The 16,196-nt window shown below is 69.9% G+C and carries 15 protein-coding genes and 1 pseudogene; 9 read left to right on the top strand and 7 right to left on the bottom strand.

The window, feature by feature from the left end:
• Positions 1 to 7 precede the first annotated feature (7 nt).
• The 4 genes from LG391_RS30525 to LG391_RS30510 are packed head-to-tail and all read left to right on the top strand — an operon-like array spanning position 8 to position 3,864.
• On the top strand, positions 8 to 1,015 hold the full coding sequence (locus LG391_RS30525; protein ID WP_225772202.1) for an ABC transporter substrate-binding protein: 1,008 nt from the start codon (positions 8 to 10) through the stop codon (positions 1,013 to 1,015).
• Positions 1,012 to 2,061 carry an ABC transporter substrate-binding protein gene (locus tag LG391_RS30520; protein WP_225772200.1) on the top strand — a complete coding sequence of 350 codons (1,050 nt, stop codon included), beginning with the start codon at positions 1,012 to 1,014 and terminating at the stop codon, positions 2,059 to 2,061. The genes LG391_RS30525 and LG391_RS30520 overlap by 4 nt, the downstream gene beginning before the upstream one ends.
• The gene (locus LG391_RS30515; protein ID WP_225772198.1) at positions 2,048 to 3,070 is read left to right on the top strand and encodes an ABC transporter permease; all 1,023 of its coding nucleotides are present in this window, start codon (positions 2,048 to 2,050) and stop codon (positions 3,068 to 3,070) included. Before LG391_RS30520 ends, LG391_RS30515 begins: the two co-directional genes overlap by 14 nt.
• Positions 3,064 to 3,864 carry an ABC transporter ATP-binding protein gene (locus LG391_RS30510; RefSeq protein ID WP_225772197.1) on the top strand — a complete coding sequence of 267 codons (801 nt, stop codon included), beginning with the start codon at positions 3,064 to 3,066 and terminating at the stop codon, positions 3,862 to 3,864. The genes LG391_RS30515 and LG391_RS30510 overlap by 7 nt, the downstream gene beginning before the upstream one ends.
• 16 nt (positions 3,865 to 3,880) lie before the next feature.
• Here the strand turns inward: LG391_RS30510 and LG391_RS30505 are convergent, their stop codons facing one another.
• Both LG391_RS30505 and LG391_RS30500 read right to left on the bottom strand, forming a co-directional pair.
• Entirely contained in the window at positions 3,881 to 4,948 is a 1,068-nt protein-coding gene (locus tag LG391_RS30505) for an LLM class flavin-dependent oxidoreductase (RefSeq protein WP_225772195.1), read from the bottom strand.
• Positions 4,949 to 4,957: 9 nt separating this feature from the next.
• Positions 4,958 to 5,896, bottom strand: a complete 939-nt coding sequence (locus LG391_RS30500) for an ABC transporter substrate-binding protein (protein WP_225772192.1) — start codon at positions 5,894 to 5,896, stop codon at positions 4,958 to 4,960.
• A gap of 180 nt (positions 5,897 to 6,076) precedes the next feature.
• Between LG391_RS30500 and LG391_RS35090 the strand changes: the two are divergent.
• The 4 genes and pseudogenes from LG391_RS35090 to LG391_RS30480 all read left to right on the top strand — a co-directional run.
• A pseudogene (locus LG391_RS35090) lies at positions 6,077 to 6,982 on the top strand (amino acid ABC transporter permease); the annotation flags it as partial.
• Between the two features lie 168 nt (positions 6,983 to 7,150).
• Positions 7,151 to 7,921 (top strand): amino acid ABC transporter ATP-binding protein, encoded by a 771-nt coding sequence (locus LG391_RS35085; RefSeq protein WP_374200814.1) that lies wholly within the window; start codon positions 7,151 to 7,153, stop codon positions 7,919 to 7,921.
• Positions 7,922 to 8,016: 95 nt separating this feature from the next.
• Positions 8,017 to 8,955: an ABC transporter substrate-binding protein gene (locus tag LG391_RS30485; RefSeq protein ID WP_225772189.1), complete on the top strand. Its 939-nt coding sequence runs from the start codon at positions 8,017 to 8,019 to the stop codon at positions 8,953 to 8,955.
• A gap of 62 nt (positions 8,956 to 9,017) precedes the next feature.
• Entirely contained in the window at positions 9,018 to 9,530 is a 513-nt protein-coding gene (locus LG391_RS30480; protein ID WP_225772187.1) for a GNAT family N-acetyltransferase, read from the top strand.
• Positions 9,531 to 9,635: 105 nt separating this feature from the next.
• Here the strand turns inward: LG391_RS30480 and LG391_RS30475 are convergent, their stop codons facing one another.
• On the bottom strand, positions 9,636 to 10,985 hold the full coding sequence (locus tag LG391_RS30475; RefSeq protein ID WP_225772185.1) for an LLM class flavin-dependent oxidoreductase: 1,350 nt from the start codon (positions 10,983 to 10,985) through the stop codon (positions 9,636 to 9,638).
• 27 nt (positions 10,986 to 11,012) lie between these two features.
• The gene (locus LG391_RS30470; RefSeq protein WP_225772183.1) at positions 11,013 to 12,020 is read right to left on the bottom strand and encodes an LLM class flavin-dependent oxidoreductase; all 1,008 of its coding nucleotides are present in this window, start codon (positions 12,018 to 12,020) and stop codon (positions 11,013 to 11,015) included.
• A gap of 157 nt (positions 12,021 to 12,177) precedes the next feature.
• On the opposite strand from LG391_RS30470, the gene LG391_RS30465 reads away from it, so the two are divergent.
• Positions 12,178 to 13,761 (top strand): ABC transporter substrate-binding protein, encoded by a 1,584-nt coding sequence (locus tag LG391_RS30465; protein WP_225772181.1) that lies wholly within the window; start codon positions 12,178 to 12,180, stop codon positions 13,759 to 13,761.
• Positions 13,762 to 13,822: 61 nt separating this feature from the next.
• Here the strand turns inward: LG391_RS30465 and LG391_RS30460 are convergent, their stop codons facing one another.
• The 3 genes from LG391_RS30460 to LG391_RS30450 all read right to left on the bottom strand — a co-directional run bounded on the left by LG391_RS30460 (position 13,823) and on the right by LG391_RS30450 (position 16,186).
• Positions 13,823 to 14,407, bottom strand: coding sequence for a hypothetical protein (locus LG391_RS30460; protein WP_225772179.1), 585 nt, complete (start codon positions 14,405 to 14,407; stop codon positions 13,823 to 13,825).
• 94 nt (positions 14,408 to 14,501) lie between these two features.
• A complete protein-coding gene (locus tag LG391_RS30455) occupies positions 14,502 to 15,356 on the bottom strand; it encodes a hypothetical protein (protein WP_225772177.1) in 855 nt (284 codons plus the stop codon).
• The gene (locus tag LG391_RS30450) at positions 15,341 to 16,186 is read right to left on the bottom strand and encodes an OmpA family protein (RefSeq protein ID WP_225772175.1); all 846 of its coding nucleotides are present in this window, start codon (positions 16,184 to 16,186) and stop codon (positions 15,341 to 15,343) included. Before LG391_RS30450 ends, LG391_RS30455 begins: the two co-directional genes overlap by 16 nt.
• Positions 16,187 to 16,196: the final 10 nt, after the last annotated feature.

The following is a 16,196-nucleotide window of genomic DNA, read 5'->3' as shown; positions in this document are numbered from 1 at the left end:
ACATCCCATGTCACGTTTCGACCTGTCCCGCCGCGACCTGCTGCGCGCCGGCGGCCTCGCCGCCGCCGCGGCCCCGGTGGCGGCGCTCGGCACCCGGGTCTGGGCCCAGACCGACGCCAAGCCGGTGCCGGTCAAGCTGGCCTGGAACGCCACCGCGATCTGCCTGTCGCCGATCCCGGTCGCCGTCACCCAGGGCATCTTCCAGAAGCACAATCTGGACGTGGAACTGATCAACTTCGCCGGGTCGACCGACCAGCTGCTGGAGGCGATCGCCACCGGCAAGGCCGATGCCGGCATCGGCATGGTGCATCGCTGGCTGAAGGCGCTGGAGCAGGGCTTCGACGTCAAGCTGACCGCCAGCTCGCATGGCGGCTGCTCCCGCCTCGTCGGCTCCCAGGCCGCCGGGGTGACGACGCTGGAGAGCCTGCGCGGCAAGACCGTCGGCGTCAGCGACCTGGCCAGCCCGGGCAAGAACTTCTTCGCCATCTACCTGACCAAGCACGGCATCGACCCGGAGCGCGAGATCACCTGGCGCCAGTACCCCGCCAACCTGCTGGGGCTGGCGGTGCAGAAGGGCGAGATCCAGGCGATCGCCGACGGCGACCCGAACCTGTACCTGCTGCAGAAGACCCAGCCCGACCTGGTCGAGATCGCCACCAACCTGTCCGGCGAATATCGCGAGAAGGTGTGCTGCGTGCTGGGCATCCGCGGCAGCCTGATCCAGGACGACAAGCCGACCGCGGCGGCGCTGAGCCGCGCCATCCTCGAGGCATCGGACTGGGTGGTCCAGCACCCGGAGGCGACGGCCGAGATCTGCACCTCGATGTCGACCGCCAGCGCGGCCGATCTGACCGCGGTGCTGCGCACCCTGACCCACGGCCATCACCCGGCCGGGCTGGAGCTCAGGGCCGAGATCAAGGCTTACGCCGAGGACCTCAAGCTGGTGAACGTGCTGCGCTCCAGCACCGACCCCACGCTGTTCGCCGAGACCGTGACCGAGGACGTGCTGTCATGACCGACCACCGGACAGCCTCGACGGCGCCCGTTTCCCCGATGGCCGGCTGCGGCACCGTCTCCCGCCGGAAGCTGCTGCGGGCAGCGGCGGCGGCTGGCGCCATCGCCCCCTTCGCGCTGCCGGGCGGCCGGGCACTGGCCCAGACCGCCGCGCCGCGCAAGCTGAAGCTGGCCTGGAGCCAGACCGCGGTCTGCCAGTCGCCGATCTCGGTGGCGCTGAAGCGCGACTTCTTCGGCAAATACGGGCTGGAGGTCGAGCACATCCAGTACAGCGGCCCGACCGACCAGCTGCTGGAGGCGATCGCGACCGGGCACGCCGATGGCGGCATCGGCATGGCGCTGCGCTGGCTGAAGCCGCTGGAGCAGGGCTTCGACGTGCGCCTGGCCGTCGGCACCCATGGCGGCTGCATGCGCCTCCTGGCCCCCGCCGCCTCCGGCATCGCCAAGATCGCCGATCTGCGCGGCAAGTCGGTCGCCGTCACCGACCAGGCCAGCCCGGTGAAGAACTTCTTCGCCATCCGCCTGGCCAAGGAGGGGATCGACCCGGACCAGGTCGACTGGCGGCAGTATCCGGGCGACCTGTTCCCCGAGGTGGTGAAGAAGGGCGAGGTCCAGGCCGTCGCCATCGAGGACCCGCACGCCTGGTTCCTGCGCGAGCGCGACGGGCTGACCGAGATCGCCACTAATCTGGACGGGGACTACGCCAGCAAGACCTGCTGTGTGCTGGGCATCCGCGGCAGCCTGCTGCGCGACGAGCCCGAGGTCGCGGCCTCGCTGGCCCGCGCCTTCATCGACGCCCAGCACTGGACCGCGGCGAACCCGGCCGAGACGGCGCAGATCTTCGCCCCCTTCGTCCCCGGCAACGTCAAGCCGGAGGATGTCGAGGCGATCCTGCGCAGCCACACCCACCAGCACGCTTCGACCGGTGCCCATCTGCGCGGCGAGCTGGCCGCCTTCACCGAGGATCTGAAGCTGATCCGCGTGATCCGGCCCGGCACCGACGCCACCGAATTCGCCAAGGTGATCGCCCCCGATGTCCTCGCTTGACCAAAGCCTGGCCGGCGCACCGCCGGCCGCCGCCGCACGCCCGGCGCAGCCCGCCCGCCCCTGGACCAGCGGGCTCGTCGCCGCCCTGGCCTGGCTGGGGCTGGCGGCGCTGACCTGGCAATGGCCGAACCGCAAGGTCGGCTTCGCCGACTGGGCCTACACCACCGAGTTCGCGATCGGCGTCGCCGTCTTCGCGGCGCTCCTGGCCGCCGCGGCGGTGCTGGGCCGGCGGCTGGGGCCGGTCTTCGCCTGGCTGCGCCCTGCCGGCCCCTGGCTGGTGGCGCTGCCGGTGCTGCTCGCGGTGTGGGAGGTGGCGACGGCCAAGCTGGCCCTCCTCCCCGTCCCGTTCTTCGCCCCGCCGCAGGCGCTGATCGAGGTCTATGCCGACGACTGGCCCCGCCTCGGCGACAGCCTGGTCAACTCGCTCTGGCTGCTCGCCAACGGCTATGTCCTCGGCGCCGTCTCCGGCTTCCTGACCGGCGTCGCGGTCGGCTGGTCGCGGGCGTTGGGCTACTGGGTGCATCCGGTGCTGCGGCTGCTCGGCCCGATCCCGTCGACCGCCCTCCTGCCGCTGGCCTTCTTCTTCTTTCCGTCGAGCTGGGCGGCGGCGGTGTTCCTGATCGCGCTGGCCACCTGGTTCCCGGTCACCGTCCTGACCTGGTCCGGCGTCGCCAGCGTCGACCGCGCCTATTACGACGTCGCCCGCACCCTCGGCGCCGGCGAGCGCTTCCTGGTGCTGCGCGTCGCCGTGCCGGCGGCCCTGCCGCATGTCTTCGTCGGCCTGTTCATGGGCCTCGGCGCCTCCTTCTCGGTGCTGGTGGCGGCCGAGATGATGGGCGTGAAGTCGGGCCTAGGCTGGTACCTGCAATGGGCCCAGGGCTGGGCCTCCTACTCCAACATGTATGCGGCGCTGATCGTGATGGCGCTGGTGTTTTCCGGCCTGATCACGCTGCTGTTCCGGCTGCGCGACCGGCTCTTGGCCTGGCAGAAAGGGGTGGTGCGATGGTAGCGGCGATCCACGAGGCGGCGGCGGCGCCGCAGGCCACGCCGGGCGCCGGCATCGAGATCCGCGACGTCAGCCACCAGTTCGAGCTGGAGGGCGCCGCCCTGCCGGTGCTGGACCGGATCAGCTTGACCATCGAGCCCGGCGAGTTCGTCGCCCTGCTCGGCCCCTCGGGCTGCGGCAAGTCGACCCTGCTGCGGCTGGTGGCGGGGCTGGAACCGCCGACGGCGGGCGCGATCCTCGCCGACGGCGCCGAGATCCGCTCGACCTCGCCCTCCCGCGTCGTGGTGTTCCAGGACCCGACCCTGTTCCCGTGGCGCACGGTCTGGGACAATGTCGCGCTGGGGCCGCAGGCACAGGGCCTGCTGCGCAGCCGGCGCGGCCGGGTGGACGAGGCGCTGCGGCTGGTCGGGCTCGCCGGCTTCGGCCGCGCCTGGCCGCGGCAGCTGTCCGGCGGCATGGCCCAGCGCGTGGCCCTGGCCCGCGCCCTGGTCAACGACCCCAGCCTGCTGATCCTGGACGAGCCGCTGGGCAAGCTCGACTCCCTGACCCGCCTGACCATGCAGGGCGAGCTGGTCGAGCTGTGGCGGCGCCGCGGGTTCAGCGCCCTCCTGGTCACGCATGACGTCGAGGAGGCGCTGATCCTGGCCAGCCGGGTGATCGTGCTGAGCGACCGCCCGGCCCGGATCCTGGCCGAGATCGTCAACGACCGCCCCTATCCGCGCCACCGCGGCGACCCGCATCTGGCCGCGCTGCGGCACGAGGCGCTGCGGCTGCTCGGCCTCGACGCGGGCTGGTGAGGCCGACAGGACCGGCCTATTTGCCTTGCGCGCCCCAGCTCTCGGACACGTGCTGGGGCGCCGGCCGGCGCTCCGCCGCCGGCTTCCAGCCCAGCTGCGGCAGGATGTGGCGCACCGCGTCGCCCAGGATCTGCTCGTACTCGAAGGGCCGGAACTCGTAGGGCAGCTCCAGCCGTAGTTCCGACACCTCCGCCAGCACCGGATCGCGGGCCAGCGTCTCGAGGATCTGGTCCGAGGTCCCGACCAGGTCCGGCGCGAACAGGGTCCGGCGCTCGCCCTGCGGCGCCAGGGTGCGCTCACGGCGGCCGGCGGCGTATTCGGCGTAGCGGGCCCGGGTCCAGTCGTCGGCACTGTCGAAGGGCACGATCACCCGGCCCAGGGCCACGCGGGCCGGGCGGGATCCGCGATACGCCGCGCGATAGGCATCCAGCTGCCGAAGCTGGGCGGTGAAGACGTCGTCGGTGCCCTCGCCCGAGGTGACGTTGCCGATCAGCAGGTTCAGCCCGGCGCGCCCGGCCCATTCGGCGGAGCGCAACGACCCGCCGCCGTACCAGACGCGGTCGGCCAGCCCCTCGGCCACGGGCTGCAGCCGGGGCCGGTGGCGGCAGGCGGCGTTGACCACGACCCGGTCCGGCTCGCCGAGATAGCGGCCGCGCAGATTGTCCAGCAGCCGTTCCACCCGGCCGTAGGACAGGTCGTAGCCGGTCCAGTCGCCGTCGAAGACAAGCGGCCCCAGCAGGTCGGCATGCGGCGGCACGCCGGCGCTGAGCCCAACATTCAGCCGGCCGCCCGACAGCACGTCGACGGTGGAGAGGTCCTCGGCCAGGCGGTATGGGCTTTCATAGCCGATCTGGATCACGGCGCTGCCGAGCTGGATGCGGCGGGTGCGCTGGCTGGCCGCCGCCAGGAACACCGATGCCGAGGACACGCCGGGCTCGAGATGGCGCTGCCGGATCCAGGCGCTGTCGAAGCCCAGCTTTTCGCCGAAGGCGAACAGCCGCAGCGCCTTCTCCAGCCCGTCCTGCGGGTCGGCCTCCGGAAAGCTGCCCGGGGTCAGGAACCCCGCATGGTCGATCGATGCCATGACCGGTCCTCAGAACTTTGGCAGGCCGGGCGGATTGGTGCGGGACCGGTCGACCGCCTCGGCCGTCAGGTTCCAGCGCGCCAGCACCGCGGCGTATCGGCCGTCGGCGATCAGTTCGTTGAGCGCGGCGGTGAGCGGGTCGGCCAGGCCGCTGCCGCGGCGGGTGGTGATGCCGGTCTCCGCCGTCAGCGGCCAGCCGGCGCTGACCGTGCCGACCTGCTTGAGGTTGCCCTCCCGCGCCGCCTGATAGGCCAGGGCGGCGTTGACGCTGAACATCGCGTCGGCCCGGCCGGACTGGACCGCCAGGTTCCAGGCCGCCTCGTCGTCGTAGTATTGCAGCTCGGCCGGGGCCAGGCCCTGGGCCCGGTTCTGCCGGTCCCATTCCAGCAGGATCTTCTCCTGGATCGTGCCGGAGGAGGTGATGATCCGCAGGCCGGCAATGTCCTTTGGCTCGCGGATCGCCGTGATCGGGCTGCCGGATTTCACATAGAAGCCGTGCAGCCCCTTGCGGTAGGTCGAGAAGTCGAAACGCTGCTTGCGCTCCTCGGTCACGCCGACATTGGAGATGACGGCGTCGTACTTGCCCGAAGACAGGCCCAGCGGCCAGTCCGCCCAGGCCACCGCCACGATCTTCAGCTTCAGCCCGAGCAGGTCGGCGACCAGCTGGATCAGGTCCGGATCGGCGCCGATCACGGTCCGCGCATCGGTGGCGTAAGTGGCGATCGGCGGCTGGCCGGGCGCGATCGCCACCGTCAGCACGCCGTCCTCGATGAACCTGAAGTCCTTCGGGACGGCGGCGGCGATGGCCTCGACCTTTTCGGCCCGCGGGCGGCCCGGCTGCTCGGGGCTCAGGTCGAAGCTCTGCGCCGTGGCGACGCCCGGCGCCGTGGCGGCGGCGAGGCCGAGAACCAGGGCGGCGGCCGCCCGTCTGGACATGAATCCGAACATTCCTTCCCTCCGGAGACCGTGGCGCGCCGGTCTATATACAGACTCAGTTGACAGTATGAAGATACATATGCGCAATAGATATGTTGAAACTGCATATTTTGCAGTTTTGGATTGTTTTTAGATCGGCGGACCGGAAGAGGTCCGGCGGCACCCACGCAGCGACAGGGATTGCGAGACCGCATGACCAGCCCAGACATCGACCTGCAGGACCGCCCGCGCCTTCTGCCCCGCCTGTCGGAGGCCGTGCCCGAGGCCATCCGCCGCCGCGAGCCGCCTGAGGCGCGCGACTATTCCCGCCATCGGGTCGTCGGCGCCCGCCATCCCGGGCGCACCGCCGGCACGCTGTTCGCGGCGGCCGTGATCGTCGCGGCGCTGCACTCGATCCTGACCAATCCGCGCTGGGAATGGGGCGTCTTCGCCGAATGGTTCTTCGCAGAGCCGGTGATGGACGGGCTGGGCCGCACCCTGCTGCTGACCGCCGCCGGCTCCGCCCTCGGCTTCCTCCTGGGCACCGGCTTGGCCCTGGCGCGGGTGTCGAAGTCGCCGCTGCTGTCCGGCCTGGCCTGGGGCTACATCTGGCTGTTGCGGTCGATCCCGCTGATCGTGCTGCTGCTGATCCTGTTCAACCTGGGCTACCTGTACGAGTCGGTGCGGCTGGGCATCCCCTTCACCGACATCGTCTTCGGCGAGGTCCCGACGGTCTCGCTGCTGGGCCCCTACGCCGCGGCGCTGCTGGGCCTGAGCCTGAACCAGGCCGCCTTCTCGGCCGAGATCATCCGCGGCGGCATCCTGTCGGTCGATCAGGGCCAGCTGGAGGCCGCGGCCGCGCTGGGCCTGCCGCGCCGGCGCCAGGCCTTCCGCATCATCCTGCCGCAGGCGATGCGGGCGATCCTGCCGACCGCATTCAACGAGCTGATCGGCCTGGCCAAGGGCACGTCCATGGTCTACGTGCTGGCGCTGCCGGAGCTGTTCTACACGGTGCAGGTGATCTACCGCCGCAACCTGGCGGTGATCCCGCTGCTGATGGTCGCGACCGTCTGGTACCTGATCATCATGATCGTGCTGTCGGTCATCCAGTTCTACATCGAGCGGCACTTCGCCCGCGGCGCGCTGCGCACCCTGCCGCCGACGCCGATCCAGCGGCTGCGCGCCTGGCATGCCGGCCGCAGGACCGAGTCGGTGGCGGCCGGACTCCCGCAGGCTCGGATCGCCGCCGCGCCGAAGCCGGCGGTGCCCCAGCCCGCCTGGCAGCCGCTGTCCGCCGGCCGGGGCGAGGTGCGGATCCAGGGCGTGTCGAAAAGCTTCGGGGCGCTGAAGGTGCTGGACGAGGTCAGCCTGACCATCCCGTCCGGCGACGTCACCGTGATCCTCGGCCCCTCCGGCTCCGGCAAGTCGACGCTGCTGCGCAGCATCAACCATCTGGAGAAGGTCGACACCGGCTTCATCACCGTCGACGGCGCGCTGCTGGGCTACCGCGAGCGCGGCGACATCCTGTACGAGCTGAAGGAAGCCGAGATCCTGAAGCGCCGGGTCGATGTCGGCATGGTGTTCCAGACCTTCAACCTGTTCCCGCATCTGACGGTGCTGGAGAACGTGATCGAGGCGCCGGTCGCGCTGCGCCGGCGGTCGAAGGTGGAGGCGACGGAGGAGGCCCTGGCCCTGCTGGCCCGCGTCGGGCTGAGCGACAAGGCCCAGGCCTATCCGCGCCAGCTGTCCGGCGGTCAGCAGCAGCGCGTGGCCATCGCCCGTGCCCTGGCGCTGAAGCCCAAGGTGCTGCTGTTCGACGAGCCGACCTCCGCCCTCGACCCCGAGCTGGTCGGCGAGGTTCTGGACGTGATCCGCACCCTGGCCCGGTCCGGCACCACGCTGGTGATCGTCACCCACGAGATCGGCTTCGCCCGCGAGGTCGCCGACACCGTGGTGTTCATGGATGGCGGCCGGATCCTGGAGCAGGGCCCGCCGTCCCAGGTCTTCACCGCGCCGAGCCATCCCAGGACCGCCGAGTTCCTGGCCAAGGTGCTGTAGCCCCTTCCCGGCCCACGGCCGGATCCCCCACGCCGCCGCTGCCCGCCGGCCGTCCCGCGGCCGGCCCCACCCCTCCAGAGATCAGGAGCCAGAGCATGTCCATCCGCCGGAACGCGGCAGCCGCGGCCATCGGCGTCGCCGCCCTCCTCTCGGCCGCCGGCGCCCAGGCGCAAAGCGGCAAGGCCTTCGACCTCAGCCCCGAGCAGGCCGGCCGTATCCACACGGAAAAGGTCGATGCGGTCGTCGCCGCCGTCTCCCCCGACTTCAAGTTCGTCAAGGACGGGGTGTTCACCGTCGGCGTCAGCGTCGGCGACCCGCCGCTGAACACCTACGCCTCGGATGCCAAGACGGTGGTCGGCACCGATGCGGATCTCGCGTCGCTGGTGGCGGAGTCGCTGGGCCGGAAGGTGGAGTTCGTGCCGGTGGCCTGGGCCGACTGGCCGCTGGGCCTGGTGTCGGGCCGCTTCGACGCCGTGATCAGCAACGTCACCGTGACCGAGGAGCGGAAGGAGCGCTTCGACTTCTCCTCCTACCGCCAGGACGTCCTCGGCGCCTATGTCGCGCTGAACAGCTCGATCCAGTCGATCAAGGAGCCCAAGGACATCGCCGGCCTCAAGGTGATCGTCGGCGCCGGCACCAACCAGGAGAAGATCGTGGTCGAGTGGGATCGGCAGAACGTCGCCGCCGGACTGAAGCCGGCCGAGTTTCTCTACTTCGACGACAACGGCGCGTCCCAGCTGGCGCTGACCTCCGGCCGCGCCGATGTCGAGATCAACCCGAACTCGCGCCTGGCCTATGCCGCGGCGGTCAGCGGCAAGACCCGCCCGGTCGGCATCATCAATGGCGGCTGGCCGCTGACGGCCGAGATCGCGATCACCACGCGCAAGGGCAGCGGCCTGGCCGACGCCCTGACCCTGGCGATCAACACGCTGATCCAGAACGGCAAGTACCGCGAGGCGCTGGAGCGCTGGAATCTGGGCGCCGAAGCGATCGAGCAGTCCCGCACCAACCCGCCGGGCCTTCCCAAAGTCTGAGCCACGACGCGCGGCCGCGCCCATCGCGGCCGCGCTTCCCGCCCCGAACAGGCATGACCGCGATGACCGACAGATTTCTCTACACCACGCCGCTGGATCCGCTGGCGCAGCCCTTGATCCAGGCCCTGACCTGGGAATACGAGACGCGCTACGGCGACTATTGGGGCGCGGGGGACGGGGTCAAGGAAATGAACCGCTACCCGGCCGAGCTGTTCGCGCCGCCGGACGGCGCCTTCCTGCTGCTGCTGCGCGACGGCGCCGCCATCGCCGGCGGGGCCTTCAAGCGCCTGGACGAGCAGACCGCCGAGATGAAGCGGGTCTGGACCCATGTCGACCTGCGCCGGCAAGGCCTGGCGCGCCGGGTGCTGCAGGAGCTGGAGGCGCAGGCGGCGCGGCAGGGCTACAGCCGGATCTATCTGACCACCGGCTTCCGCCAGCCGGAGGCCGCGACTCTCTATCTCCGCTCCGGCTACACCGCTTTGTTCGACACCACGGTGGACCCGGAGATCCACGGCAAGCTGCCCTTCGAGAAGGACATCAGCCATCTGGCGCCGGCGGTTCGGAAGACCGCCTGACCCACACCCCATCGTCATTGCGAGGAGGCGAAGCCGACGAAGCAATCCAGGGGCCGGTGCGCACCGCCCCCTGGATTGCGCAATGACGGTACAGGCGGCGCCCCCTCAGCGTCTCCCCTGCGCAGCCAGGGCCGGCTCCCGCGCCGGCTCTCCGGCGTACCGGCTCTCGCGATAAGGCAGGCCAAGATGGTCGCGCAGGGTGGTGCCGCGCAGCACCGGGTCGTGATAGCCGCGCTCCTGCAGCACCGGCAGGACATGACGGATGAAGTCGTCCAGCCCCTGGCCCAGCACCGGGAAGCCGAGGATGAAGCCGTCGGCCGCTCCTTCTTCCACCCAGCGGACCAGCTCGTCCGCCACCTGCTGCGGCGTGCCGATCAGCGTCCGCCGCGTCGCCGTCTCCAGCGCCACCTCGCGCAGGGTCAGGTTGCGCTCCCTGGCGGTGCGCTTGATCCCGTCGGTGGTGGCGCGGAAGCTGTTCTTGCCGATGTCGCCGAGATCCGGGAACGGCCCGTCCAGCGGGTACTGGCTGAAGTCGTGATGGTCGAAGAAGCGGCCGAGATACAAGAGCGCCTCGTCGACCGACAGCAGGTCGCGGATGGCGCGGTACTTCTCCTCCGCCTCTTCCGCCGTGGCGCCGACGATCGGCCCGATGCCGGGGAAGATCTTCACGTCCTCGGGCCGGCGGCCATGGGCCACGGCGCTGTCCTTGACCCGCTTGTAGAAGACCTTCGCCTCCTCGATCGGGCCGCCATTGGTGAACACGGCGTCGGCGTGGTGGCCGGCGAGGGCGATGCCGTCGTCGGAGGCGCCGGCCTGGAACAACACCGGCTGGCCCTGGGCGGACCGTCCGATGTTCAGCGGCCCCTCGACCGAGAAGAACCGGCCCTGGTGGTTCAGCCGGCGCATCTTGGCGAAATCGACGAAGCGGCCGGTGGCGCGGTCGCGGATGAAGGCGTCGTCGTCCCAGCTGTCCCACAGGCCCTTGACCACCTCGAGATATTCCTGGGCGATCTCGTAGCGCAGCGCGTGTTCGGGATGCGGCCGGCTGTAGTTCCGGCCGGAGCCTTCTAGCGGCGAGGTCACGGCGTTCCACCCGGCCCGGCCGCCGCTGATCAGGTCGATCGTGGCGAATTGCCGGGCCACGGTGAACGGGTCGCTGTAGGAGGTCGACAGCGTGCCGACCAGGCCGATCTTCGAGGTCACCGCGGCCAGCGCCGACAGGACCGAGATCGGCTCGAAGCGGTTCAGGAAATGCGGGATCGACTTCTCGTTGATGTAGAGGCCGTCGGCGATGAAGGCGAAGGCGATGCCGGCGGCCTCGGCCTTGCGCGCATTGTCCAGGTAGAAGCCGAAATTGACGCTGGCGTCGGGCGGCACGCTGGGGTGCTTCCAGGCGTTCATGTGGCCGCCGGGGCCCTGCAGCATGACGCCGAAGGTGATCTGACGCTTGCTCATGGATGATGTCCTTGAAGGCGGGAGGAATCAGGCCGCGGCGGCGGTGAAATGCACCCGGGCCAGCAGGTCGATCGAGGCAAGGCGCTCCTCGCCGTCGGCAATCGGGGTGTCGACGATGAATTCGCGCACGCCGTGCTGCCGGTGCAGCCGCTCCAGCTCGGCCCGCACGCGTTCCGCGGTGCCGTGGATCACGCTCGGCGCCTTCTCCTCGATCCGGTACTCTTTGGCGCCGGCCTGGCGGACGAATTCCTCGGCCTGGGCGACGCTGCCGACCGTGACGCTCTGGCCGGTGTCGACATGCACCTTGAACATGCGCAGATTGGCCGCCAGCCTTTCGGCCCGCGCCTCGGTCTCGGCCGCGATCACACCGACGGCCAGCAGCGGCGCCCAGCCCGCGCTGACCGAGCGGTAGGCGGCGAAGACGCGCTCCAGCAACGCCGCGTCGCCGTTCAGGTGGCCGGCATGGACATAGGACCAGCCCTCCGCCGCCGCCAGCTGCGCGCTCTCGACGCTGGCGCCCAACAGGAAGCGTTCGGCCTTCACGTCGGGCCGCGGCGTGGCCTTGACCCCGGCCAGGGGATCCTCGTCGGCCAGCGTATCGTCAAGAAAGGCGTCGAGCTGCGCCAGCTGCTCGGCGAAGGAGGGCTTGCGCGCCGGGTCGATCCCGGCCTGCAGCGCCCGGGTCGACAGCGGCAGCCCGCCCGGCGCCTTGCCGACGCCGAGATCGACCCGCCCCGGCGCCAGGGCGGCCAGCAGGTTGAAGGTCTCGGCCACCTTGTACGGGCTGTAGTGCTGCAGCATGACGCCGCCTGACCCGACCCGGATGCGCGTGGTCCGGGCCAGCAGATAGGCGATCAGCACCTCGGGCGAAGGGCTGGCGAGCCGCGGCGTATCGTGGTGCTCGGCCACCCAGAAGCGGTGGAAGCCCAGGCGCTCGGCGCGCTGCGCCAGGGCGACGGTTCGCGCCAGCGCCTCGGCGGCGCCCTCGCCCTCGGCGACCGGGCTCTTGTCGAGCAGGCTCAACAGATAACTCATGCCGATCATCCCCGGGATGACGTGCGTGCAGGTCCATGGCGGTCGCCATGAACACGAAGATTCGTGTTGTTATCTCAGTAAATACACATTCTACTGTCAATAGAATATAAAATTTACAAATTTAATTAGATAATCTCATCCGCTTCAGGAGAGTCCCATGAGACGCATCACGGCGCCGCTGCTCGGCGCCCTCTTGCTCCTGCCGGTCTTCGGCACCGCCTTCGCCGGCACGCCGCGCGACACCATCGTGGTGGCCAAGCAGATCGACCAGTTCATCTCCCTGGACCCGGCCGAGGCGTTCGAGCCGGGCGTCGGCGAGGTGACGCAGAACCTGTACGACCAGCTGGTTGGCTATCGCAGCGCCACCGACCCGACCATCGTCGGCGACCTCGCCGACTCCTGGTCGGTCGCCGATGACGGGCTGACCTGGCGCTTCGCGCTGAAGCCCGGCTTCGCCTTCGCCAGCGGCAACCCGGTGACGGCGCAGGACGCCGCCTGGTCGCTGCAGCGCGCTGTGCGGCTGAACAAGTCGCCCGCATTCATCCTGACCCAGTTCGGCTTCACCGCCGACAATGCCGCGGACCGGATCCGGGCCGTCGACGACCGCACGCTCGAGATCCGGATCGACCGGGCGGTGGCGCCGACCTTCTTCCTCAACACCCTCACCGCCACCGTCGCCTCGGTGGTCGACGCCAAGCTGGTGCAGGCGAACGAGGCCGATGGCGACCTGGGCAACGGCTGGCTGAAGGCCCACAGCGCCGGCAGCGGCCCCTATGCGGTGCAGCGCTGGGTGCCGAACGAGCGGGTGGTGCTGGAGGGCAACCCGCACTGGCGGCACACCGGGCCGAAGACTCCGCATCTGGTGTTCCTGCACGTGCCCGAGCCGGCCAGCCAGCGGCTGCTGCTGGAGAAGGGCGACGTCGACTACGCCCGCGACCTGACCCGCGACCAGATCCTGGCCCTGAAGGACGCGCCCGGCGTGGCGTTGCAGACCGAGCCCGGCGACCTGCTCCTCTATCTCGGCCTGAACCAGGGCAATCCGAACCTGGCGAAGCCCGAGGTGCGCGAGGCGCTGAAATGGCTGGTCGACTACCGCGGCATCGAGGACAGCCTGCTGAGCGGCACCTGGACCACGCGCCAGAGCTTTTTGCCGACAGGCTATCTCGGCGCCGTCGACGACGCGCCGTACCGGCTGGACGTCGACCGGGCCAAGGCCCTGCTGGCCCGCGCCGGCCTGGCCGACGGCTTCGCCGTCACCATCGACGTGCGCAACGTCGCGCCCTTCGCCGACATCGCCCAGGCGCTGCAGGCCAGCTTCGCCAAGGCCGGGATCAGGCTGGAGATCCTGCCCGGCGACGGCAAGCAGACCCTCACCAAGTACCGGGCCCGGCAGCACGATATCACTATCGGCACCTGGGGCCCGGATTATCGCGACCCGCACAGCAATGCCGACGCCTTCGCCTTCGACAGGGACGTCGACGACGCCGACGCGCCGAAGACCCTGGCCTGGCGCAACCGATGGTTCGATGCCGGATGGAACCAGACGGTGACCGAGGCGCTGCGCGAGCCCGACGCGGCCAAGCGCGCCGCCCTCTACGGCCGGCTGCAGCGCGAGGTTCAGGCCGAGGGGCCGTTTGTCCTGCTGTTCCAGCAGACCCTGGTCGCCGCGCACCGCACCGCCGTCGATGGCCTGGTCCTGCAGCCGAAGGCCAGCTACGCGGCGGTGGTCAAGACCGAGTGACCGCCTGGGTCACACGATGCCGCCCCGGTTCGGACGCCGAGGCTGCGCCGATGGCCCGCTGCTAATCCAGGAAGACGATCGACAGGGTGACCAGCATCCAGAACGGCCCGACGAGACACAGGCCGACGACGAGGGAATGCCAGCTGAGGCGGTCGGCGATCGTCGCGCCTCCCTCCCCGCGGATCACCTGCCGACACAGAAAGACGCTCTCATGGCCGGGATCGAGCGGCCATCGCGCGCGCGTATCGGACAGGAACGCCTCTGCCGTGGAGGTGACGTTCTCTCCGTCGATCCACCATTCCGCTCTCCGGATGCGGCCGTCTCCCGTCCACTCGATCACAGCCGGGCCGTCGGTGCGATGCAGCCGGCTCTCCCGATACCAATGCTCGATGCGGCTGCCGTCGGGGCGACGCTGAACATAGGCGGGGCCGCGGATCCGGCCGGGTCCGCCGGGAACGAACCACCATTCGGATTTCGGCGTGCCGTCCCCGCGATAGACGATCAGCGGGAGCCTGCCGGCGCCGGGCGCCGCCTGGCCTTGCGACATCGGCTCCCGATGCGCCCCGTCGGCGGATGACGACCATCTCCCTCGCAGAAAGACGACCTTCGCATCGTCCGTCGATCTGCCCCACCGCCCCTGCTTCATGGCCCGAACCCCATCCACTGTTCCGGAAGGCGCCCTTCACCCGCCGGCCGGCACACGACGGCTGCATCAGCCGGCGTTCCTCCAGGACAGAGTCCTATGGAGCGTGGGCCCGGGGCCTGACGCTCTCGGCGAAGTTGCCGCGGAACATGTGCTGGCCGAGATGCCCGAGATCCGACTGGAGATCCGCGTAGACCTTGCCGCCGATGTCCCGCCAGCGGCGGCAGAAGGCATAGTCTTCGGACAGGTAGCGCCTGGAATCCGGATCCACCATGCAGTCGAAGAACAGCCAGTAGAACGGCGCCTCCGGATTGTCCGGCAGTCCGTCCGGGACGTAGTTGAGCTCCGGGTAGCTTTCCATCAGCCGGCTGAAGACGGGCCGCTTGATCACCATGAATCCGGTCGGGGCCTCGGCGACCTCGACGAACCCGTTCCCTGTGGCGGCGCTGGACGAAGTGTCGGAGCCGAGGCCGATCGGATTGAACGGATAGTCGGTATAGAGCGCTTCGAACGCCTCCTTCGTCGTCCCGGCCGGCACGCCCTGTTGTGGCCAGTTGAACCGCTTGATGGGGTAGATCCCGGCCGCCACGTCATGGTCCGAGAGCAGGAGGCGGATTGCCGCTTGCGGCTGGAATTCGATATCCGAGTCGATCCAAAAGAGATGCGTGTATTCCTCATGCATCAGGAAGAACTTGACGATCTCGTTCCGGGCCCGGGTGACGAGGCTTTCGGCGCGCATGTGCAGGGACGAGGACAGCCCAAGGCGGATCGCCTCATGGGTGAGCAGGAACATGCTCGTCACATAGTTCATCGAGACGGCCGAGATATAGCAGGGCGTGGCCCAGAGCACGTTCATCGACCGCAGGGCGGAAACGGGAAGCATCTCGGTTTCTCGAGTGACTGATATGTGGTGCGAAACGAAAGGGGGCTGCCGGCTCAGGTGCAGACCCATTCGTGGATCTCGCAGTCATTGGCGTCACCGCCGCAGATCGCGGTCGCCTTCTCCTCCGCCTCGCGCCGGGTCGTGGCCGAAGCCGCACCCCAGGCGGCCGGGCGGCTGGCGGCGTGAGGCTTGCCGACCGACAGGGCGGCACAATGCTCGTAGGGGAAGCCGCTCTTGTCGTCGTCATCCCACCAGTGGCGGTAGTTGCGGAACAGGGAGACGACCCTGCAGTCCTGGCCACCCCTGTGCACGCAGTGCCGCAGGGCGATCTCCTGAGCTTCGTCGGCCTTGTCGGCGCCCCAGAAGAAGCCGCGCTTCTGGTCCGGCGCCGAATAGGCGATTGCGCCCCAGATGCCCCTCCCGAGGCTCTGCCCCGTCGCCGGCCGGGTCGGTGACAGGACGATCTCGACGCGGCGGTTCTGCGGCTCGCGGACGCCGTCGGCGGGCGGGACCAGCGGGTCGGATTCGCCGACGCCCCTGACCGCGATCAGGCTGTCGGCGACGCCGTCAGCCACCAGCTCGCGACGGACCGACTCGCCACGACGAACCGAGAGAGCCTGGTTGTACTGGACCGAGCCCGAACGGTCGGTGTGACCGGTGACGTCGATGCGGGTGGTCCTGCCCTGCAGGGCGTCAGCCGCGGCCGAGGCCACGACCTGCCTGGCTTCCGGGGTCAGATGCGAGCTGTCGAAGTCGAAGAACACCAAGTAGCTGCGGTCCGGAACGGCAGCGATCGTCTCAACCCCGGCCGGCGCCGGCGCGACGGGCGGATCGGCCGCCCCGGCCGCGACAGCGAAGCAGACCCAGGAGGTGAGAACCAGAGCGATCGGTCGAAGCATCTTCATCTCC

Origin of the sequence: Inquilinus sp. Marseille-Q2685, from assembly GCF_916619195.1 — a bacterium.
Classification (GTDB): Bacteria; Pseudomonadota; Alphaproteobacteria; order DSM-16000; family Inquilinaceae; genus Inquilinus.
This window is presented reverse-complemented; position numbering and strand designations above follow the sequence as displayed.

Coding starts and splice junctions, on each gene's coding strand:
- LG391_RS30480 (WP_225772187.1), top strand. CDS start 9,018: ATGACCGACAGATTTCTCTACACCACGCCGCTGGATCCGCTGGCGCAG.
- LG391_RS30520 (WP_225772200.1), top strand. CDS start 1,012: ATGACCGACCACCGGACAGCCTCGACGGCGCCCGTTTCCCCGATGGCC.
- LG391_RS30475 (WP_225772185.1), bottom strand. CDS start 10,985: ATGAGCAAGCGTCAGATCACCTTCGGCGTCATGCTGCAGGGCCCCGGC.
- LG391_RS30510 (WP_225772197.1), top strand. CDS start 3,064: ATGGTAGCGGCGATCCACGAGGCGGCGGCGGCGCCGCAGGCCACGCCG.
- LG391_RS30465 (WP_225772181.1), top strand. CDS start 12,178: ATGAGACGCATCACGGCGCCGCTGCTCGGCGCCCTCTTGCTCCTGCCG.
- LG391_RS30500 (WP_225772192.1), bottom strand. CDS start 5,896: ATGTTCGGATTCATGTCCAGACGGGCGGCCGCCGCCCTGGTTCTCGGC.
- LG391_RS30485 (WP_225772189.1), top strand. CDS start 8,017: ATGTCCATCCGCCGGAACGCGGCAGCCGCGGCCATCGGCGTCGCCGCC.
- LG391_RS30455 (WP_225772177.1), bottom strand. CDS start 15,356: ATGGGTCTGCACCTGAGCCGGCAGCCCCCTTTCGTTTCGCACCACATA.
- LG391_RS30505 (WP_225772195.1), bottom strand. CDS start 4,948: ATGGCATCGATCGACCATGCGGGGTTCCTGACCCCGGGCAGCTTTCCG.
- LG391_RS30460 (WP_225772179.1), bottom strand. CDS start 14,407: ATGAAGCAGGGGCGGTGGGGCAGATCGACGGACGATGCGAAGGTCGTC.
- LG391_RS30470 (WP_225772183.1), bottom strand. CDS start 12,020: ATGAGTTATCTGTTGAGCCTGCTCGACAAGAGCCCGGTCGCCGAGGGC.
- LG391_RS30515 (WP_225772198.1), top strand. CDS start 2,048: ATGTCCTCGCTTGACCAAAGCCTGGCCGGCGCACCGCCGGCCGCCGCC.
- LG391_RS30525 (WP_225772202.1), top strand. CDS start 8: ATGTCACGTTTCGACCTGTCCCGCCGCGACCTGCTGCGCGCCGGCGGC.
- LG391_RS30450 (WP_225772175.1), bottom strand. CDS start 16,186: ATGCTTCGACCGATCGCTCTGGTTCTCACCTCCTGGGTCTGCTTCGCT.